This is a genomic window from Pseudomonas sp. 1928-m, assembly GCF_029269135.1.
In the GTDB taxonomy this organism is placed as follows: Bacteria; Pseudomonadota; Gammaproteobacteria; order Pseudomonadales; family Pseudomonadaceae; genus Aquipseudomonas.
This window is the reverse complement of sequence record NZ_JARIXO010000002.1, coordinates 190,088-215,691: the sequence shown is the minus strand read 5'-3', so window position 1 is coordinate 215,691 and position 25,604 is coordinate 190,088. Positions and strand designations below refer to the sequence as shown.

Below are 25,604 nucleotides of genomic sequence, written 5' to 3'. Positions count from 1 at the left end.
TTACTAACGTAGCGCCTTGCATGGCTCTAGCTCGCGAGATCGTGAACAGGTTCTAAGCCGCGCCAGGCGTGGCTTCGTCCGAGCATAGACCTGTGAGTCCCGGCTCCGCCCAAGGTTACGTGGTCAGTTGTTACCTGGTGTGTCGCTATGCCTCGGCCAGCGCCTCGAGAAAGCTCTCCAGCACCAGATGCGGACGGCGGCCCTTGCGGGTGACTGAGGCCAGGCTGATGTCGTAGAAGCGGCTGGCCGGTTTCAGCACGCGCAGGCGGCCTTGCTGCACCCAGGCCTGGGCGTAGTGGTCGGGCAGGTAGCCGATATAGCGCCCGGTGAGAATCAGAAAGGCCATGCCTTCACGGTCCGAGGCGCTGGCTGTGCAATTGAGCGCCTGGTAGTGGCTCTGCACCTCGGGCGGCAGGCGGAAGGTCGGGGCGATGGCTTCCTGGCTGTTCAGGCGCTCATCCTCCAGCTGCTGATCATCGACATAGAACAGCGGGTGGCCGACCGCGCAATAAAGCAGTGAGCGCTCGTCGTACAGCGCCTGGTATTCCAGCCCCGACAGCGCCACGGTCTGCGGCACCACGCCGATATGCAGGCGGCCATCGAGTACGCCTTGCTCGACTTCGCTCGGCGGGGTCATGCGGATATGGATATGCACGTCCGGGCCGCGTTCTTTCAGGCGCGCCAGGGCGTTGGTGATGCGCATATGCGGCACCGTCACCAGGTTGTCGGTCAGGCCGATATTCAGCTCGCCGCGCAGGTGCTGGTGCAGGCCGTTGACCTCGGTGCGAAAGCTCTCCAGCGCCGCCAACAACTGCTGGGTGCTCTGGAACACCTCGCGGCCTTCTTCGGTCAGGGCAAAGCCAGCGCGGCCGCGTTGGCACAGGCGTAAACCGAGGCGCTGTTCCAGGTCGCTCATCTGCTGGCTGATCGCCGAACGGCCGATGCCCAGGGCGCTTTCCGCAGCGGAAAAGCCGCCGCATTCCACCACGCTGCGAAACAGCTTGAGCAGGCGAATATCAAAATCACTGACCTGGGCCAGCGGATCGGGGCGACGGGTGCTCATTGGTGGTGGCTCATTGTTTAGTAGATGGTTAACTAAAGATAAGAAGAGTCGTGTTTTCCTGACTCTAAGCCCGTGGCACCTTTGCTGGCAACTGCTTCTCCTTATAAGAACACCGCCCTTCCTTGCGAGGCCGCACCATGAACATGCCGCAGACCGCCACCCCGTCCCTGGCCAGCCAGCTCAAGCTGGATGCGCACTGGATGCCGTTTTCCGCCAACCGCAACTTCAAGCGCGACCCGCGTCTGATCGTCGGTGCCGACGGCAACTACTTTATCGACGACAAGGGCCGCCGCGTGTTCGACAGCCTGTCCGGGCTGTGGACCTGTGGTGCCGGGCATAACCGCAAGGAAATTCAGGAAGCCGTGGCCAAGCAGCTGGGCACCCTCGATTACGCGCCGGGCTTCCAGTACGGCCACCCGCTGTCCTATCAGCTGGCGGAAAAAATCACCGAGCTGACCCCGGCCGGCCTCGACCACGTGTTCTACACCGACTCCGGCTCCGAGTGCGCCGACACCTCGGTGAAGATGGCCAAGGCCTACTGGCGCCTGAAAGGTCAGCCGAGCAAAACCAAATTTATCGGCCGTGCCCGTGGCTATCACGGCGTAAACATCGCCGGCACCTCGCTGGGCGGCATCGGCGGCAACCGCAAGATGTTCGGCCAGATGATGGACGCCGACCACCTGCCGCACACCCTGCAAGCGCACCTGGCCTTCACCAAGGGCATGGCGGCAACCGGCGGCGTGGAACTGGCCAACGAGCTGCTGAAGCTGATCGAACTGCACGACGCCTCGAACATCGCGGCGGTGATCGTCGAGCCGATGTCCGGTTCCGCTGGTGTGATCGTGCCGCCAGTTGGCTACCTGCAGCGTCTGCGTGAAATCTGCACCCAGCACAACATCCTGCTGATCTTCGACGAAGTGATCACCGCTTACGGCCGCATGGGCAAGTGGACCGGTGCCGAGTACTTCGGCGTGGTGCCGGACATCATGAACACCGCCAAGCAGGTCACCAACGGCGCGATTCCGCTGGGCGCAGTAATCGCCTCCAGCGAGATCTACAACACCTTTATGAACCAGGCGATTCCCGAGCATATGGTCGAGTTCGGCCACGGCTACACCTACTCGGGTCACCCGGTTGCCTGCGCCGCTGGCCTGGCAACCCTGGAGCTGCTCAAGCGCGACAACCTGATCGAGCAGTCCGCCGCTCTGGCACCGATCTTTGAAGAGAAGCTGCACAGCCTCAAGGGCAGCAAGAACGTCATCGACATCCGCAACTGTGGCCTGGCCGGCGCGATCCAGATCAGCCCGCGTGACGGCGACCCGGTAATCCGCCCATTCGAGGCCGGCATCAAGCTGTGGAACGCCGGTTTCTACGTGCGCTTCGGCGGCGACACTCTGCAGTTCGGGCCAACCTTCAACACCACGCCCGAGCAGCTGGACTCCGTGTTCAACGCCGTTGGCGATGTGCTGAATAGCCTGGATTGATGCTTGTCTCCCCTCTCCCATGCATGGGAGAGGGGCCGGGGGAGAGGGCTGCAGCGCAAAAAGCCCCTCTCCCTAACCCTCTCCCGCAGGCGGGAGAGGGGACGCCCGCAACAGGGCATGAATTTCGGTAAATGAGCCATGGCTCATCTGCCCAACGAACTACCAACGAGGAAGACCCATGACCATCGTTAACCACCTGATCCACGGCGAACTGACTGCCGGCACCGGCCGTAGCGCTGACGTGTTCAACCCGTCCACCGGCGCAGCAACCAAGAAAGTCGCCCTGGCCGACCGTGCCACCATGCAACTGGCCATCGACTCGGCCAAGAGCGCCTTCCCGGCCTGGCGCAACACCCCGCCAGCCAAGCGCGCCCAGGTGATGTTCCGCTTCAAGCAGCTGCTGGAGCAGCACGAAGCGACCATCTCCAAGCTGATCAGCGAAGAGCACGGCAAAACCCTGGAAGACGCCGCCGGTGAACTCAAGCGCGGCATCGAAAACGTCGAATTCGCCTGCGCCGCCCCGGAAATCCTCAAAGGCGAGTACAGCCGCAACGTCGGTCCGAATATCGACGCCTGGAGCGACATGCAGCCAATCGGCGTCGTGGCCGGCATCACCCCGTTCAACTTCCCGGCCATGGTGCCGCTGTGGATGTACCCGCTGGCCATCGTCTGCGGCAACTGCTTTATCTTGAAGCCGTCCGAGCGTGACCCAAGCTCCACCCTGTATATCGCCCAACTGCTGCAAGAAGCCGGTCTGCCCAAAGGCGTGCTCAACGTCGTGCACGGCGACAAGGAAGCGGTGGATGCGCTGATCGAAGCGCCGGAAGTCAAAGCCCTGAGCTTTGTTGGCTCCACGCCGATTGCCGAATACATTTACAGCGAAGGCACCAAGCGCGGTAAGCGCGTACAGGCCCTGGGCGGCGCGAAGAACCACGCCGTACTGATGCCCGATGCCGACCTGGACAACGCCGTCAGCGCACTGATGGGCGCTGCCTACGGTTCCTGCGGCGAGCGCTGCATGGCCATCTCGGTAGCCGTGTGCGTAGGCGACCAGATCGCCGATGCACTGGTCGAGAAGATCGTGCCGCAGATCAAAGCGCTGAAAATCGGTGCCGGCACCTCCTGCGGCCTGGACATGGGCCCGCTGGTTACCGGCGCTGCGCGTGACAAGGTTAAAGGTTATATCGACGCCGGTGTGGCCCAGGGCGCAAGCCTAGTGGTCGACGGCCGCGATTTGGTGGTGGCCGGCCATGAGAATGGTTATTTCGTCGGCGGCACGCTTTTTGACAGAGTCACGCCTGAGATGACCATCTACACCGACGAAATCTTCGGCCCCGTGCTGTGCATCGTCCGCGTCGGCAGCCTGGAAGCAGCCATGCAGCTGATCAACGACCACGAATACGGCAACGGCACCTGCATCTTCACCCGCGATGGTGAGGCGGCCCGCCTGTTCTGCGACGAAATCGAAGTGGGCATGGTCGGCGTCAACGTGCCGCTGCCGGTACCGGTCAGCTACCACAGCTTCGGCGGCTGGAAGCGCTCGCTGTTCGGCGACCTGCATGCCTACGGCCCGGACGGTGTGCGCTTCTACACCCGCAAGAAGGCCATCACCCAGCGCTGGCCGCAGCGCGCTTCGCATGAAGCGGCGCAGTTTGCTTTCCCGAGTAATGGCTAAGTAACACAAAGGGGGCTGATCGCAGGATCAGCCCCCTTTTTGGATGTGGATGACGACCGTAGGAGCGGCCTTGGCCGCGAGCTTTCGTGACCATCCGCGTGCATGCGATCAGTCCCCTCGCCCCGTTGGGGAGAGGGTTAGGGAGAGGGGATGCTGCCCGTTTTGCGGTGTTTTCAGCCCTCTCCCCCGTCCCCTCTCCCATAAATGGGAGAGGGGAGCAGTACCGCTTTACGCAACAAACCAGCCGCGCGGGCGCGGCGTTGGTGCAGTGACCGCAGGTTACGGCACCCCTTGGGTGAGCGGGTTCAGGGTTTCCTGGCCCGCAAGCCCGCTCTCCCAAGGGCAGCCCACTTCAATCATTAATGAAGAGGACTCCCTATGACAAAACCCATGATTGGCCTTCCCCTGTGCCGTTGGCAGCTGACCAGCCGTGATATCGGCTGGTTTCACCTGGTCGGTGAGAAGTACATCCACGCCGTCACCGGTTTCGGTGCTTTCCCGCTGATGATCCCGGCCTTTGGCGATGATCTGGACATGGACACGGTGCTGGATAGCGTCAGCGGCATCATGTTCGGCGGCTCACTCTCCAACGTGCACCCCAGCTTCTACGGCGACGAGCATCCCGGCCTCGGTCTGGCCGACAAACCCCGTGATGAAACCGTACTGCGCCTGCTGCGTGCCTGTATTGATCGCGGCATTCCCTTCCTTGGCATCTGCCGGGGCATGCAGGAAATGAACGTGCTGTTTGGCGGCACCCTGCACCGCGAAGTGCATGAAGTTGAAGGTCGTCTTGATCACCGTGAAGTGAAGGATGTACCGGATGATGTGGCCTACGGCCCGATGCACAACGTGGCCCTGACCGAGGGCGGCGTGCTGCATTCGCTGTTCGGCGAGCGGCAGATCAAGGTCAACTCACTGCATGGTCAGGGGGTTGATCGACTGGGCGAGGGCTTGCAGGTTGAGGCCGTGGCCGAGGACGGGCAGATCGAGGCGGTCAGTGTGATTGGCGCCAAGGCGTTTGCCGTTGGTGTGCAGTGGCATCCCGAGTATCGCTATTGGGAGAAGGCGGATTACAACGCGCTGCTGGAGGCGTTTCATCAGGCGGCGAGGGAGTATCAGGTGAAGAAGTTGGAGAAGGGCAAGGTCGCAGAGGTTGCTTGATCGATGTAGCGAGCTTGTAGCGTGAATAAAAATGCCCGTCGAATGACGGGTATTTTTATTCTGAAGATAATTACTTGGTGATGTTTTATTTAAACGTCGATTCCAAGTTTATGGAAGAAAATTCGGTTTCTCATGGTTGCATCTTTTAATGCTTTATCCCAGCTGATTACTTCGATGTATAAGTTTATGCTGGATACCCAATTGAACCAGCCTTTGCTGTCTGGCATTGGTTTGAAGTCTTTTTCGTACTTAAGCCAATCTTCGATTTTTTTATTCAGATCGCAGATCACGTATCCGTAAAATGGGGTGTTGTCACCGACTAGTATTTTCTTCCCTTTGGGGGTTTTGAATGCCCCGTTTCGTATGCTATTGGTGTATCTAATGATTTGTTGAATTGGGTCTTCTTTTGAAGATGGATTTACGAAGTCGTCGCGCCCTGGTTTTTTAAATTCAAATATGGTTACAGGATTGCTTGGTTCGTTCTCCCCGCGAAATGCAACTCTTGTCCCATAAGCCAACAGGTCAGGTCGCTCAGACTTTCCCCCATTTAACGGTTGATCTGAAGAGATGAAGTCTGTAAATGTAAGTCTCTCATCAATTATCCAGAGGTTATGACTGCTGTAAGGAGTGTTTTCGCTGTCTTTTTTTGTTGGGAATATTATGCTGTGCACTTCGTCTTCGCTGCGATAATCCCCTGTTTCTGTTGTCTCTAAAGCTTTTTCAAAAACATTTAGAATGTTTTTTCTCAGCACGACATAGTGGATTAAATCGTTCTTGCTGGCGTCTGATATTTTGTCAATTATTTTTGAAATTTCTTCTGAGTCATGTTGGGTGCCCGCAATAGATAAGGCCGCGACTTCATGCCTTATTTCAGCTTCAATTTTGAATTTTTCTTTTTGTAGAAAATTTTCTATTTCTTCTTTTGACGCGTGATATGACAACGAACTAATGTCAGCGTTCTTTACTAGGTCCTTGTGCCAAGGTGCTTCTGATCTTACGTATTCGTTGACTTCACCTCGCTTTTTGTCTTGCCGTGCGCTTACTTCGTCAGTGACTGCCGCTGCAGTAAGTTTTGCCGCTTGTTTCTCAATTTCGGATTGCGATATACCAAATAGCATGTCGTCTTGTTTTTGAAAGTCGAAACTTCCTCTCTCAAGTGAAACGTTGCTGTCTAGGTAGCTGCTGAATACGTAAGTTTTGATTATGTAGTTTCGTTCTCTGTTTTCGGTTCCGTCATAATGCTTGTCATAGAACTCATCGGAAAATTCTGGAATGTAGTTGTGGATTGGCGTTTCTGTTACCTCGCGTTTGTGGGCCACGAGGCTAATGCGACTTTTTTGATTTTTTGGTGAATATATTTTGAAAAGTCTTACCTCAAAAAGCTCGTTTTTCTCTTTTGAGGGGATTGTGAATGTGTTTTCTGGTAGGGGTATTTCCCGTATGAGTCCTGATGTGTTCTTTATGAAATCATTGAGCACTATGAGCCCGGAGTCATCTTCTTCGCATAAGGTGATTGTAGGGCAGTTATAGTCTTTTGTTATGAAATATGGAAGTAGTCGCTCAGTAAGGCTTCTGGCTAGAGTGTTGAGTTTTTTGTTGAGGCTGCTTGTCTTTACGCCAGAGAGCGTTACAGATGTTCGATGTTCTGTTTCTGTGGATGTTGATATTTTCTCGTTTATTATTATTTCATTGCCTTTTCCCATGGAGAATGATCTGTGCATTCGCTCAGTGTTCTCTATGTAGTGGCTGTCTATCTTGAGGTTATGAAAATATTTTAAGCAGGTGAAGCGTCCGAACCCTTTTCCTCCAATATTTAATTTGTGATCACTATATAAGGTGTCGAATGAATCCCTGTTTTCTTTTGTGAATCCAATTCCGTTATCTGTAATGATTAGGTTTTCAATTGCTGCCAGTGAGTCGTCTGTTTCAACTTGTTTTGACCGAATTGCTGTTATTTTTATGGTGCCATTTTCTTGTTGGGATGACTCGATAGCCTGTATCGCGTTGACTATAACTTCAATGATTGGTGTGTAGATTGTTGTATTGGCTTTGATGTTCTCAACCGCTCTTACAATATTTACGTTGCTCATAACCTCACCGTTTTAAAACTAAGAGTGGATTGTTTTTTATTTTTGGCATGCGCCTGCCAAGTCTTTTCATTTGACCGGTTTTCGGTTTTTCGCATAGAGAACTTTTCCGCCTGTGGCGGTGGCTCCACGCTCTTGTAATTCAAACCGGCTGTTCTGCGCTTTGATCAGATCGCTCAACTTCTTGTGGCCATAAAGGCGTGAGTCGAAGTCCGAGCGCAGCTTGCTGATATTGGTACCGAGGGCACCGAGGTGGCACCAACCATCCTCGTCTGAGTTGTCGTCAATCACCTTGGCAATAAAGTCCACCGGCACTTTCTGCGGTTTGACCTTGGCTGGTGCTGGCGTCGCGGCAGGTTTGCTTTCTGCGGCGGCGGATGGTGTTTGTGTAGCGGCTGGCGCACCGTTGCCGGTGCTTTCCGGCTCGGCAGGTTCGGCGTCGTTGCGCAGCAGTTCGGTGTAGATAAATTTGTCGCAGGCGGAGACAAAAGGCTTGGGTGTTTTCTGTTCGCCAAAGCCGATCACTTCCAGCCCTTCTTCACGCAGGCGGGCGGCCAGGCGGGTGAAGTCGCTGTCGCTGGAGACCAGGCAGAAACCATCGAGGCGCCGGGTATAGAGCAGGTCCATGGCGTCGATGATCAGTGAGCTGTCGGTGGCGTTTTTACCGGTGGTGTAGGCGAACTGCTGCATGGGTTGAATCGAGTGTTCCAGCAGTACCTTCTTCCAGCCGCCCAGTTGTGGGCCGGTCCAGTCGCCGTAGATGCGTTTGACGCTGGCGACGCCGTATTTGGCGATTTCCTCGAACAGGCCTTCAACGATTGCAGCGGAGGCGTTATCGGCGTCGATCAGCACGGCAAGGTGCTTCTGCTGCCGAGGTGGGCTGGATTTGGCGGCCATGCTTCTTCCTTGAATGAGGTTGGCTCGACATTACTGCGAATTGATGGCCATGCGCCATAGTTTGCGCATTGGCTTTTGGTCTTGGGTCTGTTCTTGGGTTGGTGGGTATCCGCCGCTTATGTGTTGTTGCTACTAACGGTTCCGCCCTTACGGCGGCTCACTTTTGGCAAACGCCCCAAAAGTAAGCAAAAGGTCTTGCCCCTTGCATCCGGCCCGACTTCGTCGGGTTCCCTCGCTCCATCATTGCTCCAGGGGCACGCCGCGAAGGGCCATCCCTGGCCCATCGCGGCTCTCGCGGCATCCATGCCGCTCAACCCCTTCCACAACGATTCCACTCGGCCTCCTGATGGGGCGTTTGGCGTCGTCTGTGAGATTGGTGTTTTTAGAAGCACAGCAAACTGTAGGAGCGGGCTTGCCCGCGATGCTTTTGTTTCGGCTTTTACGTTTTGCTTTGCCGTCCACAAATAGTCCAAACAACGCGGTCCCCGAATCCCGTCAGGAGGCCGAGTGGAGGTGCTGTGGAGAGGGGCGTTTGGCATGGATGCCAAACGAGGGACGATGGGCCAGGGATGGCCCACCGTGACGACCCTCGGAACAGCACCGGAGCGAGGGGAGTTGAGCGCAGCGAAACCCGGATGCCGGGCGCGCTTTCTCTTTGGTTACTTTCTCTTTCGCGCGAGCAAAGAGAAAGTAACTCGCCGTAAGGGCGAAACCAGTAAGCAGAGCCAATACACCAGCGGCGTGACGCGCTGATTAGGGCGGTTTACCAGCGGTTGCGCACTTCCTCGGCAAAGCCCGGCAGGTTGTGAATCGCCAGGACTTGGCCATCGTCGAGGGTGACGTGGCCGTTGTAATGGCCGAACACCTGGTGCTGTTCGGAGGCCAGCAACAGCAAGTTGAGCTTGCTGTTGCGATCGACCCTCGGGGTGAAATCCAGTTGCAGGCGGGCATCGTTGCTGCGGATCTTCCAGGGTCTCAGCCAGTCGTTACGGTCAAACTCAAACGCGACCTGATCCAGCTTGTGCGCCACGCCGCGGTACAGCAGCAGGTTTTCCGTGGCGGGGCTGCGGTCGCTGAAACCGTAGCCGAGGTTGAGGCCAAAGAGCTCGCCTTCGACATAACCGGACGCCGAGGCCCAATACCAGGTGTTGTTGTAGGTCCACACGCCACGGCCCCAGTCGAGCACGCCGAGGTCGCGCGTTGGGCTTAGTGGGTAATGCTTGCCGGCTTGGCTGAACTGGCCGCTGGCCTGCAGGCAGTTGAACTTGCTGTTGTAGTAGAAGGCTTTGCGTTGCTAGGGCCAGGACGTGGCGATATTCATCGACTGATGGTCCGGCGGCAGGCGCAAGGTTAGATCGCCCTCGATGCCACGCCCGTGGGGCCCCTGGAACTGCGCGCTGGAGAAATGCAGCCGATGTTCATCGCCGCTGCGCCGTATCTGCAGGGTCAGTTGAGCGTTGCTGAAGCTGATTTCGCCGCTGTCGGCGCGCTCCGGAAAGGCATGCCGCGCCAGTGGCAGTACTTGCAAGGTATCGATCTGCCAGCTGCGGCCTTGCGTCAGGTCGACCAGGCAAATGGCATAGAGCCCGGCATAGCCGAGGTTGCTGGCGGTCAGGCAGATGGCGAACTGCTCGGGTGACACCACGGCGTAGTAGTCCCATTCCTTGATCCGCCAACTGCTCGCGGCGACGGCCTGGCGTTGGTAGTGCCAATACGGCTGGCGAGCCCAACCGGGCTCGGTTAGCGTGCCGTCGGGTTGCAGCAGTGGCAGGGGGGCGAGAATTTCGTGCTGCATGATTGGCCTCTTGTTTTTATTCTGCGGCGGTTTGCCGTTTGGCTGGCTCGGCTGTTTTTGGCTAAGTCCAAGTCGCCTAGCGCGGTGAGCAGCCTTAACTATCCTCTAGTAGCGCCGATAGAGCGTATTACTAGACAGCTAGAAGGCGAAGCCCCATGCGTATCAAATCCAAACTGTTGCTGAGCTTTCTGGTTGCAACCCTGATTCCCGTTCTGGTGGTGGCGCTGCTGACGATTCGCAATGTCACGCAGCAGGCCAAAGAGAACTTCCTGGTATCCAGCAGCCTGGATATGAAGCTGGTGAACAACAGCTTCGCCACTTTCTTTGATTCGGTGGGCTACACCGTTTCGGCCCTGGCGGAATACCCCGCGGTCAAGGATGCCGATAACGGTGAGCTGACCACCTACTTCGGTGAGGCGCGCAAGCCGGGTGAGGTGGCCACCGCCAATGGTGGGCGGGAGAAGCAGATTTTCGATTACTTCTCCAGCATCGGTAAGAACAACCCCACCTTCGGTTACGTGTATATGAGCGATACCAAGGGCGGCTATGTGGAGTGGCCGGGCACCGGGGATTACGGTGATTGGGACCCGCGCACGCGTGAGTGGTACCCCATTGGCCGCGACGCCAATTTCACTCTGGGCCGCCGCGACGGTTATTACTGGGAGCCGGATGACGCGGTGTATGTCTCGGTGCTCAAGGGCTTCAAGGACAACGCCGGGCAGTTTGCCGGGGTGGTGGCGGTGGATGTGTCGCTCAAGGCGCTCACCGATATGGCGCAGAAGGTGCGCTTTGGCGAAACCGGCTTTCTCATGCTGGCCGAGGGCAGCGGCACTTTGCTGGTGGATGGCCTGAAGCCGGACAACAACTTCAAGAAGGTCAGCGAGCTGCCTGGCGAGTACTTTGCCACCATCGGCAAGACCGAAAACGGCTTGGTCGAGGTGGAGATCGACGGGGTGGCGTATATGGCCAACGTCTACACCTCGCCGGAGCTGGGCTGGAAGTTTGTCGGCTTCAAGCAGGCGGACGAGATCTACGCCAGCGCCCGTGAGCTGACCTGGATCACCCTGATTGTTTGCATCGTGCTGGTGCTGGTGTTCGGCGCGGCTGGGGTGGTGATCGCCAACCGTATCGTCAACCCGATCAATCTGGTGAAGGACGGGCTACGCACCATCGCTCAGGGTGAAGGTGACCTGACCCGCCGGCTGGACCTGCTCAGCAGCGATGAAACCGGCGAGCTGGCCAAGTGGTTCAATCAGTTTATCGAGTCGATCCAGGGCATGATCCGCGTGATCAAGGAAAACGCCATCAGCATGGATGGAGTGTCCAGCGATACCAATAAACGCACCACGGCGATGTCGGCCACGCTGCAGCGTCAGTTGAGTTCGGTGGAGCAGATTGTCACGGCCGTGACCGAGATGTCCTCGGCGGCCAATGAGGTGGCCAAGACCTGTGTGCAAACCGCCGATGTGTCGGAGCAGGGGCTGGTGGCCACGCGCAATGGCAAAGAGGTGATCGCGCGCAGTACGTCGGGGGTCAACAAGCTCGGCGCCAGCATCCAGAACTCCAGCAAGGTGCTGCAGGAGCTGGAGAAGGAAACGGTCAATATCAACAATATCCTCTCGACCATTCAGCAGATCGCCGAGCAGACCAACCTGCTGGCCTTGAACGCCGCCATCGAAGCCGCCCGCGCGGGCGAGCAGGGCCGCGGGTTTGCGGTGGTGGCCGATGAAGTGCGCAACCTGGCCAAGCGCACCCAGGACTCCACCGAGCAGATCAACAATATCCTCAACCTGCTGGTCAACCGCATCAAGGAAGTGACGGTGAGCATGGACCAAAGCCTGGTCGAATCGGGCAAGGCCATCGTCTTGTCCGATGAGGTCATGGCCGCCTTCGAGAGCATTGAAGGCAAGGTGCAGATGATCCGCGACATGACCATGCAGATCGCCACCGCCACCGAGGAACAGCACCTGGTGACCGAGGAGATCAACCAGAACATCGTCGCCATCAACGACGCGGTAACGCAGATCTCCGTGCAGGCAGCCGAGGTGGAAAGCTACGCCCAGGAACAAAGTGGCCTGAGCAGTGAGCTGAAGCAACTGGTGGTGCGTTTCCGCACGGAGTAAGGCGCGGGTTAACCCCAGAAAGCCTCGTAGTTACGGCAATGCTGTTCATTTAAGTGGGGCCGCTTTACGCCCTATAGAGCGGCGGGCTTTGAAATCTTCCTCGCTCTAAGTCTTTGGCAGTGGTTCAGGCCGTAGGATGGGTGCTAACCCATCAGCCAATTGATGGGTTAGCACCCATCCTACGGTGGTGAGCACAAAGAAATGCCGCTTCCCTGGCAAGGGCGAAGCGGCATTTTTCTTATGTGAACAACCTGACGCAACTGCGGGGCTTTTTGTTTACCAGCGATAGCCATGGCCGTCGTGCCGACGGTGTTTGTGGCCATGCCAGCGTTTATGGCGCGGCCGTTCCTGCACGTAATACACGGGGGCCGGTTGGTAATAAACCGGCTGGCGTTCGTAGTACACCCGTTGTGGTGGGTAATAGGCCGGTGGCGGCGGGTAGTACTCGCGCGGTGGCGGGGCGTAGACCTGTACGGGGCGGCTTTGGCTGACGATAACGCCGCCAATCACCGCGCCCACCACGGCTCCGGCAATCGCTGCGTCACGGTTGGAGGCCTGCGCTGGGGCCTGGGCAAACAGCGCCAGGCTGGCCAGCAGGCCGGTGATAAGGGGGATACGCGACTGCATGATCGAAACTCCTCTGCAAACCGGTCTTTCCCGGCTTGTAGTTTCGACACTGGCTGTTGCGCGGCATTGCAGGGCGCAATGTAAAGCCTGTGTAAAACAGCACGGCCGCGTAAAGCTGATCAGGTGTGTTCGAGACGCTGATGTTTGGCAGTATTGGCGTGCTGGCGGAGCAAAAACAATTCAACCCGCCGCCTTCGCTTCCGCACTTCAGCCCTGGGCCTGGAGCCGGAAGCGCAGAAGCCCCCATTTAAGGAGTCGTTTATGTTGAGCCGCAAAGGATTATTGCTTGTCGCAGCCGCTGGGTTGCTGGCCTGTCACGTTCAGGCCGCGGATGTCACGGTCAAGCTGGGCAGCGCGGAACGCGTTACCCGTTTGTTTGCCTATCCCAATAACTGCAATGTGATCTGCTATCGCGACTGGACGCTGGAGCAGACCGCCGAGCACTACCTGCGTCAGAGCTTGCAGCGTGATGGTTATGCCACCGCCAAGGTCAGCGTCCACCGCGAACAGCAAGACCTCTTCGCCAAGTTCACCGAGGTGCCTGAAGGCTACGGTAAACCGCTCGAACAACTGCTGAAGACTGGGGAGCTGGCCTACGCGGGCGCCAAACTGCTTAATAAAGATGGCAAGTGGCAATACAACTGGTCGTTGTTTCTGCCGCTGGGCATGGCGCTGGATAACCGCAAGAGCGTTGAACTGCTGCACTTCCCGCCGGATTACTCGCTGACCCAGGCGCAGGACTATCTGGAGTCGAGCACCACAAACCGTTGGGCCGATCTGCTGACCCAGAATGGCATCAATGCCGCGCAGACACCGGCCTTCCAGACCATCATCGATATTGCCCCGATTGCCGCGCCTGCCAACGCCGGTAGCGCGCTTGAAGGGGTTTACAGCTATTTCAACGCCTACCAGACGCAGATGGTTATGCAGTTGACCGCTGGCGAAGGCGGCCAAACGCTGCCAATGGTGGCTTTTGGCAGCCCGGTGCGCAGCTGGGTTAAGCAGCAGTACGGGGTTTCTGTCGATGTCCTTGGTCTGGCGCAGATCAGCCCTGCCGCTGGGCAGCAAGTGGCCGTGCTTGGCGCCAACCACCCCAGCTACATCTGGTATGCCGCTGACCCGGAAAACTACGACGGCGATCAGCAGAAAGCCGATGCTGCCGGCTTAAAGGTCTTGGGGCAGGATCTCAGCGCCGCCTGCTGGCAGGCCCGGATGGGCGAACAGCCCAACCAGGACGCGAGCCCAGTGCTGAGCAGCTGCAGCGAGAAATGGCAGGTCACTGACAAGCTGCAAACCTGCGAGCTGTTCTACACCTCGGTGCGCAACCTGACTCCCGAGACCGCTCAGGCCAAGTGCACCCCGGCGAGTAGCTAAGTGCCACGCTCAAAGCCCACAGCTCTGGGCTTTGAGCGCTTTAGGGCTTAAGGAATAGCCGGTGTTTGATGGCCAGTGGTAGCGGCTGACACGTCAGGCGTTACCGCTGGAGCCTGATTTTGCGCGGCCAGGTAAGCCTGTAGTTTGGCCATCTGATCGTTTTTCAATTGGATCAGGCGCTGCAGTTTGTCGAGTTGGCTCTGCAGGTCGGCAATACGGCTTCTCAGTTCAGCGTTTTCACGATTGGTCGAATCGAGGCTTTCCTGGGTTATCGCCAACTGATCAAGCAGGGCCTTGTTGCCTGCGCTGCCTTTGTCACTGCCGGCGCCCGCCTTATCGCTGCCGTCTGCAACCAGTTTCAGGTTATCGCGGCGTTCAATTGTGGCCGGCGTAGCGGCTGCGGTATTGCGCTTGCTGGCATCCAGCTGACGGGCGCTGGCAGCAACACTGCGCGCCTCACGCCAGGCTGCGGTTTGCTGATTAACCTGCGCGATGGCGGCGCTTTGCGTGCGGCTGTTGATTTGTTGGGCATCGGGTAGGCGCAGCACCTGGCCGCTTTTCATGCGGTTGATGTTGTTATCGATAAAGGCCTGCGGATTCAGCTCCTGGATCGCTAGCATGGCCTGCTGCACGCTACCGTCAGCCCGCACACGGTTGGCAATGTCCCAGAGGTTGTCGTTGGCGGTGGTCTTGTACTCATTGCCTGCCAATGGTGTGGCAGCCGCGCCGGGGGATGCTGGCTGAGTTGCAGTAACCGCTGGGCGCGCTGCAGATGATTGTGTGCGTGGTGCAGAAGACGCTGCGGTTAGCGGCTGTTGGATGGCGGCAGGGATCACGTTTTGCGCGGTGTAGAGCGGCGGGTCCAGCAGCAGGGTGTATTCACGCTGCAAACGGCCATTTGGCCAGAGCACCTGCACCAGGAAGTTCAGGTAAGGCTCGCGCATTGGCTTATTCGAGGTCACCCGGATAACGCTCTTGCCATTGGCTTTGATCAGCGGGGTGAACTTCAGGTCAGTCAGGAAGAACTGGCGATCAATCCCGGCCTTATTGAAGGCTTCTGGGGATGCCAGGGTTGGGATCACTTCGTTGGCGTCCAGGCCACGGCTTTCCAGCAACTCGATCTCAGCCACCAAGGGTTGATTGAGTTCTGACTGCAGTGTCACTTCACCCAGCCCTAGAGCGTGCGCCATGCCGGATGACAGCGCCGAAGCCGCTGCAATTGCCAGCACCAGTTTACGAACCCGAGCCATAGCGTTATCCCTTGTGTTATCTGTTTCTCGACCAGCGAGAGGGTCTTGAAAGTTGTTGCCGTCCCGGCCGCAGAGGTGACCCTACTCAGCAATCAACTCGGCCAGTATTGGCAGTTTCGAAAGAGGTGGGATTTTATTGAGTCGCGCCGATTAATTGTGTTGATCAGCTTGCAAATCTCTCAAGGTTCTCGGTGGCAATAGCGTCCATTCGTCGGGCGCACAGCGTCCGCACGCCCGTTTGAATAGGCGTGGGTGCTGAGTGGGATAGGTGCGGCTGTTGCGCGGTCAGGTGTTTCTGGTCGCCACGCGTTTACGGTTTAGCTGTTTTGCGCATCTTTGCGGCATTGCGCCTGCAGGTCGGCCCAGCCATCTGTGCCGAGGTCTTCCAGGGTCTGGATATTGGCTTCGAAGATCGCCTCCGGGTCGGGAAAGGCGGCCACGGCGCGGTCGATGCTGGCCTCACGGAGGATATGCAGGGTCGGGTAGGGCGAGCGGTTGGTGGCGTTGCTGACATCATTGACGTCGGTGTCGGCAAACTGGAACTGCGGGTGGAAGCTGGCCACTTGCAGGATGCCGGCATAGCCGAGCTCGTCGAGGGCATCGTCGACCACGGCGAGAAAATCATTGAAATCGAGAAAGTCGGTAAGCGCGGCGGGGTGGATCAGCAGGGTGGTGTCGGTTTCGCTTGGCTCGCACTTGGCGAGCGCGTGCAGCTCGTCGACCAAGGCGCTGAGCAGTTCTTCCGGTTCGGCGCTGGCGCACACCACATAGCGCACTTGCCCTTTGACCTGCACCGCCTTGGCGAACGGGCAGAGGTTTAGGCCGATCACCGCGCGATCAACCCAGGCGCGGGTTTCGGCAATGGCGTGGGCGGCGCTCGGGGTGGCGGTGCTGGGCATAGGGCAATACTCGGGTTGGCTTAGCGTGAAGTTTAGCGTCAATAGCGGCGCGCAGAGTTCTCTCGGCAATTGTCTGTGCTTAGCCGCTGTTGCGTTGCGGGTTGCCGGCGCGGCGTAGCGGGCTGCAGCGGCCGAGGTCGATGGTGCCGACATAAGGGTTGCCGTGGCCCATCACGCAGCCGACCTGCTGATTGCGCCAGCGCTCCCATTCGCTGATCGGGTATTGGCGGTTCCAGGCTTCGTAGGTGCGGCGGTCGAGCTTGGACAGACGCAGCTGGTAACGCTCGGCCATATACAGATAGATGCGTGCTGCGGCCCCGCGCGCGTGGGCTGGCGGCATGGCGGTTTTCGCCTTGAAGTTGACCACCATCGGGCAGGCGCCGTACTGCGTGGGTTTGTCACTGAGCATGCCGAGGGCGTAGTTGGAACGGTCGCCGTTTACCTCGCCGATGCTCGGCACCAGGTTGTGTAGGTCGGCTTCGGCGGCTTTGAAGCTGGTGTCGTTGCGTGCGCAGTTCTTGCGGCCGCCGTTCTGCCAGCACTGACGCTGATGGCCAATCACCCAGGCCGGTACCACATGTTCCCATTCCACTCGGGCGGCGCGCCGCTCCTGCTTGCGCACTTTGTAACCACAGCTGCCGAGGTCGACCCGGTTACCGCTGTAGGCGCATTGGCAATAGAAGGTGTTGGGTCGCTCGGCATACAACTGCCAGGCGATTTTCTTCGCGGCGCTGAAGGTTTTCGGGGCATCGGCAAAAGCGGGCAGGGTGGTTAACAGGCAAAACAGCACAAGCAGACGCAGCATGGGGCACTCGCAGCCAAAAAGCTGCGGATCATACCGATTAAAGCGCTCTGCGACGGGCCTTTTGAAGGTGCCCTGATCAGTGGTCGCCAACCTTTTGCCTGTGAGGCGGTCTGTTGGCAGTCCACCTGAGCTTATGCGGCTAGGTGCTTGATTGTGCTGAAAGTCATGTATTCAGGAGGAAAACTGGCCAATCTGGATTTTGTTGCTAGCGTTACCCCATCACACCGCAGCGGACGAGCTCCTCTGATGAGTACTGTGCAGCGTTGGCAATGGCTAAAAATGGGCCCCGCCTGGTCGGGCGGCAGTGCTGTGGCAATCCGCCGTTGGGCGCTGTTGGCGACTCTGTTGGCGGCAGTAATGGCCATCGCGGGTTGTTCGAGCCGGCAAGACCATCAGACCATCATCAGCAACCGCAGCCCGATCAAGCCCACCGAGTTCTTCCAGAGTCATGCCGACCGCATGGCTACCCTGGGCATGCGCAATAACCTCAATAGCCTCTACCGTCTGATGGACAAGCTGTACCTGCGCAACCCGCGCGAATGGCGCAAAACTGGCCTGGCTGATGTGGAATTCGCCAAGCGTGCGGTACACCGCGCCATTGAGCTGGATCAGCCGCTGCCGCAATTGGGCGGGCGCACCGATGTGGCGGCGCTGAGCTATGCCCTGAGCGCCGAGTACCAGGGGGACCGCGTGGGGGCGTTTATCTATTCATTGGCGAGCATGCTGATTACCGCCCACGGCGGGCGCACCGAGTACTACCTGAGCGACACGCTGGACCCGCAGTTTATCCATAACGCCGCACGTAATTTCGAGAAGGCCAGCTGGATGCTTGCCCAGCGCACGGATGCCGGCGGCAAGCCCTGGCTGCTGTCTAACGAGATTTCCGCCGAGGGGCATAACCTCAGCTATGCCGTGGAGTTCGGCAAGATAGTCGCGCGATTGGATCTGCTCACCGATGTGCTGGATGAGCGCTACCGGCGTATGGGCGTGAGTTATGCCCAGGGTTTGCTCTTTATGAACTTCCTACCGGTGCAATAAGAACCTATTTACGGTCTGTTGCGCGTCGGCCCTGCTGCGTTAAAAACAGGCTCTGCAAGCCGTTTTCGGCTAACGCGCTTCAGCGCGGCCCGAAGGGCGAGTGAAACGAGTAATGCTCATGTACAGCCCGTACACTCCGCTTCCTCGCCTGTTTTTGCCTTGCAGGGCTCTAGCTCACAAGGCCGTAAACAGCTTCTACGCCTCTATTTAATAGCCTTCTTCCAAGCGCTTATTGCTCTGTGCATTGGCCGCTTCGATCTGCTGTTTCAGCTGTTCAGTCTGCTGCTGCAGTTGCGCCGCTTGCTCGGCTTGCAGGCTGGCGGTTGCCGCCGTTTCACCGAGGCCGCAGGCGCTCAGGGCGAGGGTGGTTGATAGCAGTAATAGCGCAAGGGCGACGCGCATGATGGCTCCTGAGCAAAGGTATAAAAGGCGCGGCTTAGTGCCAGCGCTTGTGGATGCTATCCAGGGTGCCAGCCTGTCTTAAACGCTCCAGCGCTGCTGAGAACTGTTTGGCACGGGCGCTATCACCCTTGGCGAAGGCCACATAGCGCGGCATTTCCACCAGCGGTTTGGGCAGAAGGCGTACGTTTTGCTCAGCGCGCTGCTCGCGCACGAAGTACATCAATTGCACCCGATCGCCGACTATCACATCAATGCGCCCGGCCAGCAGCATCGACACCAGCTGCCGTGGGTTCTGCGCGCTGGTATCGCGCGACAGCTCGGCCTTGTCGAAGTCCGACTGGTAGGCATAACCGCGCACCTGGCCAATGGTGTAAGGCGACAGGTCGTCGAGTTCGGCCCAGTCGGTGAGGGTGGTTTTGCGCGAGGTCATAAACACCGTGGAGCCGGTGCGAATCGGCCCGACCAGCTCGTATTGCTGCATCCGTTCAGGGGTGCCGGCGAACTGGAAGGCCATGGCCACTTCGCTGCGATCAATCATGCGTTTGACCCGCTCCCAAGGGTACAAGCGCAGGCTGTAGGGAATCTTGGCCTCCTGCATAACGGCCTCCACCAACTCGACATCCAGCCCGCGCGGCTGGTCATCCTCGATGGTGACAAAGCTGTAGGGCGCAAACTGCTCATCGCCCACCACCTTCCATGGTTCAGCCTGCACAGCCCATGGCAGTAGCAGCATCAGGCACAGCGCAACAATACGCATGAGGTCCTCCAGGCGGACGCCTCGAACGAGCGATTTGCTCTGTATTGATGCTAGCCAATTACGCGGCAGATGTTGTGTGTTCGGCCTTTTTTGCATATGGCTTTGGTGATGTTTTTGCGGTGGTGTTACTGCGTTTTGCTATGACTTATTTCCTTTTTTAGGTTGTTTTTTGATCGATAGAGGAAATTGAAATTGACTAAATATACCGCCTGTAGATTGGCGTCAGAAAATTGATTGGTGCTTCTCAGTTCTATCCTTGAGGGCGCGAAGCATTGGTTGACTCTCCCTAGTCTGGTGTCGTGCCCACCTGATAGGAGAGCCAGACATGAAACTCTGGACATGCAGTTCCTTTGCAACGCCTAGCCGTAAAAAACTCTCAGTCATGCTGTTTAGCCTGATGGTGTTGATATGTCCCAGCTTGGAAGCTGAGCCATCGCTCTCGCTTAAAGGCCCACGTGATGTGGTGTGGTCTGACTTCTTGGGCGTGAATGCCCAGCTGCTTTGGTTTGAGGAAGCGGCGTATCGTAATCAGCTCGATCAGATGCAGGCGCTGGGCTTGAATTGGGTTCGCGTTGATTTGCACTGGGACCGCTTGGAGCCGGCACCTGGGCAATGGCAGTTGAATACGTTGGATCGAATGACGCAGGTACTTGCTGAGAAGGATGTCCGTTCGCTTCTGTTTATGGTGGGCTCCGCCCCATTCGCCAGCAGTGCGCCAGCGGGCACGCCGAACTACGACCAGTACCCGCCGATTTCTGCGCAGATGTTTGCCAATAGCCTTGGTTATCTCGCCTCACGCTACCCCACTGTGGATGCCTGGCAGGTGTGGAACGAGCAGAACATCCCTCCTTTCTGGCAGCCAATGGAGGATCCGGCGGCATACAACCAGTTGCTTGAAGTCAGTTTGAATAAGCTTGAGCAGGTTAGTCCCGATGCGCAGCGCGTGATGGGCGGGATGGCCTACTACAGCCAGATGCCTTTACGCGGTGGTTTGATGCTGGAGGCATTAGATGGCATGGGCAGCATCAGTAATGACCGCGTAACGGCCTATCACCCATACAGTTTGAAGCCAGAGGGTGATGTGGTTGCTGATAAGGACTTCCTTGTCCGTGGCACGGTGCTCAACCAGCGCCTACGTGAATTGGGTAGCGAGTCGATCTGGGCAACCGAATTCGGTTGGTCCAGCTACAGTGGCCAGGTGGAGTGGCAGCCGATTATTGGTGAGCAAGGCCAGGCCGATTACCTGGTCAAGCGCATTGCCCTGATGAGTGCGATGGACTACGACCGGATCTTTCTTTTCAACCTCAGTGACCTTGATGCCCGTGCCACCTTGCGTGATCAGAAGTATGGGTTGCTGCGTTTGGATGGCAGCCAGAAGCCTGCCTACAAGACGTTGAAGCGTTTCCTGGAGATTACCGGGCCGAGTCTCAAACCATTGAATGCACCTGCGTTTGCCAATGCTCCTCGGGGAATGTTGAGCACGGCTTGGCAGCGTGCAGACGGACGCTGGGTCTGGCTGTTCTGGGCGCAGGAGCCCGGCCGTGTGACCCTTGCGCGTAAAGGCAAAGGTACGATCTACAACCCATTGCAGGGCACTAGTCGGAGTTTCAACGCGAGCGGTGCTGGGTTGGCTGTAGATGTGGGGACTGAAATGCAAATCATCGTTATGTAAGCGGCAGGGGGGGGAGCAGTGATGGCCAAGTTGCTGCTATCCCCTTCGGCCGTTTGGAGTTGAGGCGTGCTCACACTGAATAGGTGGAGCACTTCGATCCCCGGGTCAATTAACCAAGGGTCGCAATAAAGCGGTTTACCGCCTGCAGCAGGTCTTCGTAGGAGGTCGAGTTCATCACGAAGACCACGAAGCCTTCGATATCCTGTTTTTTCAGCTCAAAGCGGATATGGATCAGCATCACCACATGATTCTGCACGCGGGTGCCGAGCACTTTGCGGGTGTCGCCGGAGTCGACCGAGGGCATGCTGCATTCAAATGGCGTGCTGGTCATTTCCGCCAGCGAGGCCAGGCAGGCGTTGAGCACCACGTTGCCGACTTCCAGCAGGGCGTCGCGCTGGATTTGTAGCAGCTCGGTGCCGGGCGGTACGTCACCGATCAGCATTTTGACCATCTCCAGGCTCTTGTCCTCGGGAAAGATCAGCAGCGCGTTGCCGGAGAACATGCCCTGGAATGGTTGACGGATGCAGTACATCGAGGCGCTTTTCTTGCCGAGGTGTTCGGTCACTTCGCTGACCGTGACAAAGTGCAGCTCGGGCACGCACAGCAGCACTTCATCCTGGAGCATTTCGCTCATGGCGGCTGCGGCGCGGCCTATGCCGATGTTGAACATCTCGCAGAGCACATCCGTTTGCAGGCTTGATAGTTTGAGCATGTCACTGTCCCAGCGCTTGCAAGAGCGCTGGCCCCTTGTCGGCGGTTATCGGTTTGGCCAGAAAGGGCAGGCCAAGGGCTTGGATCTGCTCCTGGATGGCCGACTGGATATTGGCCGTGAGCATGACAATTTTGATGCCGGGGTACTCCTGGCGGATCACCGTCGCGGCTTCCAGGCCGCTGATGCCCGGCATGTTCAGGTCCATGCTGATCAGGTCGATGGGGTGCTCGCGGCAGGTCTCGATCGCCGCCTGGCCGCTGGCGGCTTCAAACACCGTCCAGCCGGGTTGCAGGCTGGCGAGGATGCTCTTGGTCATCATGCGCGAGACCATGCTGTCATCAACGATCAAAAAGTTCTTTGTCATGGCGGTATCAAATCTCCACACGATTGCGGCCAGTGGTTTTGGCCTGATAAAGCGCTTTGTCAGCTGTGATCAACATCTGCTCCAGGGTCGCGTTCTGTTGCGCGTTGAATACGGCCGCTCCTATTGAAATGGTCATATGCAGGGTGTCACTGGTGCTGTTTATCGGGGTGGCTGCGACGGCCTGGCGCAGTCGCTCGGCGCTGTCCAGGGCCTGTTGCCGGTCGGTGTGCGGCAACAGCACGGCAAACTCTTCGCCGCCCATGCGGCCAATGATATCGGCATCGCGTAGGGTGTCGCGCAAGGTCTGGCTCAGGCTGCAGATGGCCTCATCGCCAACCGCGTGGCCGTGGGTGTCGTTGATCTGCTTGAAGTGGTCGATGTCGATCATCAGCACGCTGCACGGATGTTCATAGCGTTTGCAGCCGTCCAGCACCTGTTCGCCGAGTTTGTAAAACGCGCGCCGGTTGTACAGCTTGGTCAGTGAGTCGGTGTTGGCCTGGGTTTCCAGCAGGTTGAGCAGGCTGCGGTGCTCGCTGACATCGAAGCCCCAGAGCAGGTGGGCGAGTTTGCCTTCGATCTCCACCAGCTTGGCCGACAACGAACTCCAGTACGGCTTGTGCGGCATGACCTGGGCTTCCCAGTTATCGACGCGACCGTACTGATCGAGCTCGTCGATAAACGCCTCACCTTGCTCTGGGGCGACCAGCAGGCTTTTCAGGAACAGCTGCGGTGGCGGCGAGCTGAGTTCCAGCTTGTCGAGCAGGGTCTTGTTGATAAACAGCACATCGCCGGATTCGGCATTTACCAGCGCCGCCTCGCTGGGGCTGGCATCGAGAATAAACATCAGCAGCGCCTTGCTCTCGGCCAGTTGGCGGGTACGGCGGTTGACGCGCATTTCCAGGCGTTTGTTCAGTGACTCGAGGTGGCTGGACAGGCGTTTCATGATTTGCCGGTCCCTGATCAGCTTGATCACCAACAGGGTGATGCCGATCAGCAGGGCCAGCAGAATCCAGGCGAGTAGCACGAACTTTTCGTAGTGCTTGATGCGTGCCTGGTCCTGCGCGTTGGTGCTGGCGATATGCACGGCGAGCACCACATGGCGCAGGCTTTCTGAGAGGGTGTCGACCTGGTTGGCAATCTCCTGGGTGACCTGCGATGGGTCGGCGCTGTTGGCCAGGCGATAACTCCAGGACTCAATGCGCTCGCTAAGCATTCCCAGGGTTTGCTGGGCCTGCGGCAGGGTGTGCAGGATGCTTTTCGCTACTTTCGGCGCGAATTCGGCGGGTTTGAGTAGGCTGGCCAATACATCCAGGCGCACCTCCAGTTCGTCCCGCGCCTCATGCAGCGTTTGGGTTGTGTAGGCTTTACGGGCCACTCGGCCGAGGTTGTGCAGTTCCAGCGCGGTATTGGTGACGTACCACAGGTCATGGTTCTGCTGGGGTTTGGCCAGGGTGTGCATTTCCAGCTGGGTAATGCGCAGCGCAAAGAGTGTGGCCGCAGCCATCAGAATAACGGCCAACAGTAATGCTTCAGTCAGCCAGCTGCCACGTGTCGGTCGTTTGAATAATCCGCCCAGATAAGTCTTATTCAATATGGATTTCATTGATCTGCCAGACTGAGCGGTTTATATAAACTTGTTGGCCAAGTTGCTTAAATTTATTGAATGGGTAGATCAGGATAAACGGGCCCTTTTCGCGGATGGTTAAATTCTGCCCGTCGCGCCGATAAGCCAGGACTGGATTGAACTGTTCAGCATCGCTGACCGGTAGGGTCGCGTAATAGCCGTTCAGCGCCTGCAGGCGAATCGATTGGCCGCTGCTGTCACTCAGCTTGAGCAGCTCCTGCAGGCTGATGCCTTGCCAGCTGTGGCTGCCCTGGATGCCTAAGGTTTCCGGTAGCTCAAGGGTCAGGGTGCTCTGCGGCATGGCGTCCAAATCTTCAAGCTTGAGGCGGGTTTGCCGTGGCACGCCCTGATCATCGACCCAGTGCAGGGCCAACAGGGTTTTACTGCGGGTGGGTTCCGGGCCTTGAGTCGCACTGGCGCTAATCGAATAAAGCAGCGAGAGCAGGGTGGTGATAGCGATATGTTGAATAATGGACCGCACACTCATTGTCGAATCTGCCTTGGGCTATAGCACCACTGTTTAATTGTTGAAGTTACACGTTCAAGGTTTAAGTCGTTGTAGCGGGCGACACCTCGCGCAATACCCTGTGCGTGGGCTTTGCCGGCTCGCTAGTGTAGCCAGAAGGGTAGCCCAGGATTGCAAAGCGGGTAGTTCGACTAGGTTGTCAGTAATAGCCTGTAGTGCATTGCTAGGTAGTTTTACTGGTGTATCGCGCGCGCAGAAAAAAGCCCCGGCAGTTGGCCGGGGCTTTTTTATGGCAGGTGCTGTGCTCAGACTTTGCGCACGAACTCGGATTTCAGCTTCATCGCGCCGATGCCGTCGATCTTGCAGTCGATGTCGTGGTCGCCGTCGCACAGGCGGATGCCCTTGACCTTGGTGCCGACCTTGACCACCAGGGATGAACCTTTGACTTTCAGGTCCTTGATCACGGTGACGGTGTCGCCGTCCTGCAGCACGTTGCCCACCGAATCCTTGATCACCTTGGGGTCATCTGCCGCGTCGCTCGCGCCAGTGGCCGACCATTCGTGGGCGCACTCCGGGCAGACCAGCTGGGCGCCGTCTTCATAGGTGTATTCGGAGTTGCATTTAGGGCAGGGCGGCAACGTGCTCACGGCGGGTCCTTGATGGGTCGATAAGAAAAGGCCGCATATTGTATAGGGTTTTATCGCGCTGCGCCGGGCGCGGGCAATTGCGGCCAGTTCAGTGTGCCACGGTCATTGAAACGCCAGGTGCCGAACAGGCCGTTGGCCAGTTTGCCGCGCAGTTCATAGGGCAGGCCCTGGCCGTCCTGATAGCCGGCCATGCCCCAGGCCTGGCGAAGCGCGGCGTAGGCGGAAAGACTGACGGGAATGCGCAGGATGCTTTCGCCGTAACGGGGCACTTGCCCGCGCTGGTCACTAACGCCACTGAGCAGTGGTTGCTGATTAACCTGCAATTCCAGGTCTACGCCGTCGAAATCGATGGCCCGGTCATTGGGGTTCTGCACTCGCAGTTTGATCGCGAAGCGTGCTTCCAGGCCTTCGCCGGGCAGCGGTTCGATACCCACCAGCTCGATGCGCAATGGGTCGCGCGGGGCCAGGGTGCTGCACGCAGCGAGGCTGAGCAGCAGGCTGACAAGCAGGGCGCGGGCGAGTGTGCGGTGAAGGGCGTTGGGCATGCTGGGTTTCCACTGCTGAGTAATCACAGAGTAGAAGACCCTGATACTGCGGCGATTACGCCGCAGCTGGGCAAATTAGCGCGAGATAGGTTGTTGCGGCGGATGCCCGCCAGCCTGCAGTCACAGGTGCTGGCGGG

At 58.0% G+C, this 25,604-nt stretch carries 21 protein-coding genes and 2 pseudogenes; 7 read left to right on the top strand and 16 right to left on the bottom strand.

What is annotated here, in order from left to right; genetic code table 11:
- Positions 1 to 145: 145 nt before the first annotated feature.
- Positions 146 to 1,063, bottom strand: coding sequence for a LysR family transcriptional regulator (locus tag P3C18_RS10505; protein WP_275961808.1), 918 nt, complete (start codon positions 1,061 to 1,063; stop codon positions 146 to 148).
- A gap of 137 nt (positions 1,064 to 1,200) precedes the next feature.
- On the opposite strand from P3C18_RS10505, the gene P3C18_RS10500 reads away from it, so the two are divergent.
- The 3 genes from P3C18_RS10500 (at position 1,201) to P3C18_RS10490 (ending at position 5,383) form a co-directional block, all read left to right on the top strand.
- Positions 1,201 to 2,547 (top strand): aspartate aminotransferase family protein, encoded by a 1,347-nt coding sequence (locus P3C18_RS10500; protein ID WP_275961807.1) that lies wholly within the window; start codon positions 1,201 to 1,203, stop codon positions 2,545 to 2,547.
- A 178-nt stretch (positions 2,548 to 2,725) separates the two neighbouring features.
- Positions 2,726 to 4,222 carry a CoA-acylating methylmalonate-semialdehyde dehydrogenase gene (locus P3C18_RS10495; RefSeq protein ID WP_275961806.1) on the top strand — a complete coding sequence of 499 codons (1,497 nt, stop codon included), beginning with the start codon at positions 2,726 to 2,728 and terminating at the stop codon, positions 4,220 to 4,222.
- 390 nt (positions 4,223 to 4,612) lie between these two features.
- Entirely contained in the window at positions 4,613 to 5,383 is a 771-nt protein-coding gene (locus P3C18_RS10490) for a gamma-glutamyl-gamma-aminobutyrate hydrolase family protein (RefSeq protein ID WP_346015629.1), read from the top strand.
- Positions 5,384 to 5,472: 89 nt separating this feature from the next.
- Here the strand turns inward: P3C18_RS10490 and P3C18_RS10485 are convergent, their stop codons facing one another.
- The 3 genes and pseudogenes from P3C18_RS10485 to P3C18_RS10475 all read right to left on the bottom strand — a co-directional run bounded on the left by P3C18_RS10485 (position 5,473) and on the right by P3C18_RS10475 (position 10,162).
- Positions 5,473 to 7,473, bottom strand: a complete 2,001-nt coding sequence (locus tag P3C18_RS10485) for an ATP-binding protein (protein ID WP_275961804.1) — start codon at positions 7,471 to 7,473, stop codon at positions 5,473 to 5,475.
- Between the two features lie 66 nt (positions 7,474 to 7,539).
- Positions 7,540 to 8,367 carry an NYN domain-containing protein gene (locus P3C18_RS10480; protein ID WP_275961803.1) on the bottom strand — a complete coding sequence of 276 codons (828 nt, stop codon included), beginning with the start codon at positions 8,365 to 8,367 and terminating at the stop codon, positions 7,540 to 7,542.
- A gap of 763 nt (positions 8,368 to 9,130) precedes the next feature.
- A pseudogene (locus P3C18_RS10475) lies at positions 9,131 to 10,162 on the bottom strand (DUF2804 domain-containing protein).
- A 155-nt stretch (positions 10,163 to 10,317) separates the two neighbouring features.
- Here P3C18_RS10475 and P3C18_RS10470 point away from each other — a divergent pair.
- Positions 10,318 to 12,285 carry a methyl-accepting chemotaxis protein gene (locus tag P3C18_RS10470; RefSeq protein ID WP_275961802.1) on the top strand — a complete coding sequence of 656 codons (1,968 nt, stop codon included), beginning with the start codon at positions 10,318 to 10,320 and terminating at the stop codon, positions 12,283 to 12,285.
- A gap of 276 nt (positions 12,286 to 12,561) precedes the next feature.
- Here the strand turns inward: P3C18_RS10470 and P3C18_RS10465 are convergent, their stop codons facing one another.
- Positions 12,562 to 12,912, bottom strand: a complete 351-nt coding sequence (locus P3C18_RS10465) for a hypothetical protein (RefSeq protein WP_275961801.1) — start codon at positions 12,910 to 12,912, stop codon at positions 12,562 to 12,564.
- Positions 12,913 to 13,173: 261 nt separating this feature from the next.
- Here P3C18_RS10465 and P3C18_RS10460 point away from each other — a divergent pair, with 261 nt between their 5' ends.
- Positions 13,174 to 14,286, top strand: coding sequence for a hypothetical protein (locus P3C18_RS10460; protein ID WP_275961800.1), 1,113 nt, complete (start codon positions 13,174 to 13,176; stop codon positions 14,284 to 14,286).
- Between the two features lie 122 nt (positions 14,287 to 14,408).
- Here the strand turns inward: P3C18_RS10460 and P3C18_RS10455 are convergent.
- The 3 genes and pseudogenes from P3C18_RS10455 to P3C18_RS10445 form a co-directional block, all read right to left on the bottom strand.
- A pseudogene (locus P3C18_RS10455) lies at positions 14,409 to 15,536 on the bottom strand (FimV/HubP family polar landmark protein); the annotation flags it as partial.
- 317 nt (positions 15,537 to 15,853) lie between these two features.
- Positions 15,854 to 16,435 carry a DUF1415 domain-containing protein gene (locus tag P3C18_RS10450; RefSeq protein ID WP_275961799.1) on the bottom strand — a complete coding sequence of 194 codons (582 nt, stop codon included), beginning with the start codon at positions 16,433 to 16,435 and terminating at the stop codon, positions 15,854 to 15,856.
- 79 nt (positions 16,436 to 16,514) lie between these two features.
- Positions 16,515 to 17,240, bottom strand: coding sequence for an endonuclease (locus P3C18_RS10445; RefSeq protein WP_275961798.1), 726 nt, complete (start codon positions 17,238 to 17,240; stop codon positions 16,515 to 16,517).
- Between the two features lie 357 nt (positions 17,241 to 17,597).
- Here P3C18_RS10445 and P3C18_RS10440 point away from each other — a divergent pair, with 357 nt between their 5' ends.
- Positions 17,598 to 18,278 (top strand): hypothetical protein, encoded by a 681-nt coding sequence (locus P3C18_RS10440; protein ID WP_275962045.1) that lies wholly within the window; start codon positions 17,598 to 17,600, stop codon positions 18,276 to 18,278.
- 207 nt (positions 18,279 to 18,485) lie between these two features.
- On the opposite strand, the gene P3C18_RS10435 is transcribed toward P3C18_RS10440, so the two are convergent.
- Both P3C18_RS10435 and P3C18_RS10430 read right to left on the bottom strand, forming a co-directional pair.
- Positions 18,486 to 18,680: a hypothetical protein gene (locus P3C18_RS10435; RefSeq protein WP_275961796.1), complete on the bottom strand. Its 195-nt coding sequence runs from the start codon at positions 18,678 to 18,680 to the stop codon at positions 18,486 to 18,488.
- 34 nt (positions 18,681 to 18,714) lie between these two features.
- Entirely contained in the window at positions 18,715 to 19,437 is a 723-nt protein-coding gene (locus P3C18_RS10430; RefSeq protein WP_275961795.1) for a transporter substrate-binding domain-containing protein, read from the bottom strand.
- Positions 19,438 to 19,762: 325 nt separating this feature from the next.
- On the opposite strand from P3C18_RS10430, the gene P3C18_RS10425 reads away from it, so the two are divergent.
- On the top strand, positions 19,763 to 21,109 hold the full coding sequence (locus P3C18_RS10425; RefSeq protein ID WP_275961794.1) for a beta-galactosidase: 1,347 nt from the start codon (positions 19,763 to 19,765) through the stop codon (positions 21,107 to 21,109).
- A gap of 109 nt (positions 21,110 to 21,218) precedes the next feature.
- Here the strand turns inward: P3C18_RS10425 and P3C18_RS10420 are convergent, their stop codons facing one another.
- The 6 genes from P3C18_RS10420 to P3C18_RS10395 form a co-directional block, all read right to left on the bottom strand.
- Complete coding sequence (locus P3C18_RS10420) at positions 21,219 to 21,821, bottom strand: hypothetical protein (protein WP_275961792.1); 603 nt, start codon at positions 21,819 to 21,821, stop codon at positions 21,219 to 21,221.
- Between the two features lies 1 nt (position 21,822).
- Positions 21,823 to 22,185: a response regulator gene (locus tag P3C18_RS10415; protein ID WP_275961791.1), complete on the bottom strand. Its 363-nt coding sequence runs from the start codon at positions 22,183 to 22,185 to the stop codon at positions 21,823 to 21,825.
- A 7-nt stretch (positions 22,186 to 22,192) separates the two neighbouring features.
- A complete protein-coding gene (locus tag P3C18_RS10410; RefSeq protein WP_275961790.1) occupies positions 22,193 to 23,776 on the bottom strand; it encodes a GGDEF domain-containing protein in 1,584 nt (527 codons plus the stop codon).
- The gene (locus P3C18_RS10405; protein WP_275961788.1) at positions 23,769 to 24,296 is read right to left on the bottom strand and encodes an oxidoreductase; all 528 of its coding nucleotides are present in this window, start codon (positions 24,294 to 24,296) and stop codon (positions 23,769 to 23,771) included. The genes P3C18_RS10410 and P3C18_RS10405 overlap by 8 nt, the downstream gene beginning before the upstream one ends.
- A 284-nt stretch (positions 24,297 to 24,580) precedes the next feature.
- On the bottom strand, positions 24,581 to 24,922 hold the full coding sequence (locus P3C18_RS10400; RefSeq protein ID WP_275961787.1) for a zinc ribbon domain-containing protein YjdM: 342 nt from the start codon (positions 24,920 to 24,922) through the stop codon (positions 24,581 to 24,583).
- Between the two features lie 50 nt (positions 24,923 to 24,972).
- Complete coding sequence (locus P3C18_RS10395) at positions 24,973 to 25,467, bottom strand: LEA type 2 family protein (protein WP_275961785.1); 495 nt, start codon at positions 25,465 to 25,467, stop codon at positions 24,973 to 24,975.
- Positions 25,468 to 25,604: the final 137 nt, after the last annotated feature.

Excerpts from the sequence above, each read along its gene's own strand:
- P3C18_RS10440 (WP_275962045.1), top strand. The coding sequence starts at position 17,598 with ATGGCCATCGCGGGTTGTTCGAGCCGGCAAGACCATCAGACCATCATC.
- P3C18_RS10490 (WP_346015629.1), top strand. The coding sequence starts at position 4,613 with ATGATTGGCCTTCCCCTGTGCCGTTGGCAGCTGACCAGCCGTGATATC.
- P3C18_RS10435 (WP_275961796.1), bottom strand. The coding sequence starts at position 18,680 with ATGCGCGTCGCCCTTGCGCTATTACTGCTATCAACCACCCTCGCCCTG.
- P3C18_RS10395 (WP_275961785.1), bottom strand. The coding sequence starts at position 25,467 with ATGCCCAACGCCCTTCACCGCACACTCGCCCGCGCCCTGCTTGTCAGC.
- P3C18_RS10495 (WP_275961806.1), top strand. The coding sequence starts at position 2,726 with ATGACCATCGTTAACCACCTGATCCACGGCGAACTGACTGCCGGCACC.
- P3C18_RS10420 (WP_275961792.1), bottom strand. The coding sequence starts at position 21,821 with ATGCTCAAACTATCAAGCCTGCAAACGGATGTGCTCTGCGAGATGTTC.
- P3C18_RS10430 (WP_275961795.1), bottom strand. The coding sequence starts at position 19,437 with ATGCGTATTGTTGCGCTGTGCCTGATGCTGCTACTGCCATGGGCTGTG.
- P3C18_RS10450 (WP_275961799.1), bottom strand. The coding sequence starts at position 16,435 with ATGCCCAGCACCGCCACCCCGAGCGCCGCCCACGCCATTGCCGAAACC.
- P3C18_RS10405 (WP_275961788.1), bottom strand. The coding sequence starts at position 24,296 with ATGAGTGTGCGGTCCATTATTCAACATATCGCTATCACCACCCTGCTC.
- P3C18_RS10425 (WP_275961794.1), top strand. The coding sequence starts at position 19,763 with ATGAAACTCTGGACATGCAGTTCCTTTGCAACGCCTAGCCGTAAAAAA.
- P3C18_RS10485 (WP_275961804.1), bottom strand. The coding sequence starts at position 7,473 with ATGAGCAACGTAAATATTGTAAGAGCGGTTGAGAACATCAAAGCCAAT.
- P3C18_RS10500 (WP_275961807.1), top strand. The coding sequence starts at position 1,201 with ATGAACATGCCGCAGACCGCCACCCCGTCCCTGGCCAGCCAGCTCAAG.
- P3C18_RS10465 (WP_275961801.1), bottom strand. The coding sequence starts at position 12,912 with ATGCAGTCGCGTATCCCCCTTATCACCGGCCTGCTGGCCAGCCTGGCG.
- P3C18_RS10460 (WP_275961800.1), top strand. The coding sequence starts at position 13,174 with ATGTTGAGCCGCAAAGGATTATTGCTTGTCGCAGCCGCTGGGTTGCTG.
- P3C18_RS10445 (WP_275961798.1), bottom strand. The coding sequence starts at position 17,240 with ATGCTGCGTCTGCTTGTGCTGTTTTGCCTGTTAACCACCCTGCCCGCT.
- P3C18_RS10415 (WP_275961791.1), bottom strand. The coding sequence starts at position 22,185 with ATGACAAAGAACTTTTTGATCGTTGATGACAGCATGGTCTCGCGCATG.
- P3C18_RS10480 (WP_275961803.1), bottom strand. The coding sequence starts at position 8,367 with ATGGCCGCCAAATCCAGCCCACCTCGGCAGCAGAAGCACCTTGCCGTG.
- P3C18_RS10470 (WP_275961802.1), top strand. The coding sequence starts at position 10,318 with ATGCGTATCAAATCCAAACTGTTGCTGAGCTTTCTGGTTGCAACCCTG.
- P3C18_RS10505 (WP_275961808.1), bottom strand. The coding sequence starts at position 1,063 with ATGAGCACCCGTCGCCCCGATCCGCTGGCCCAGGTCAGTGATTTTGAT.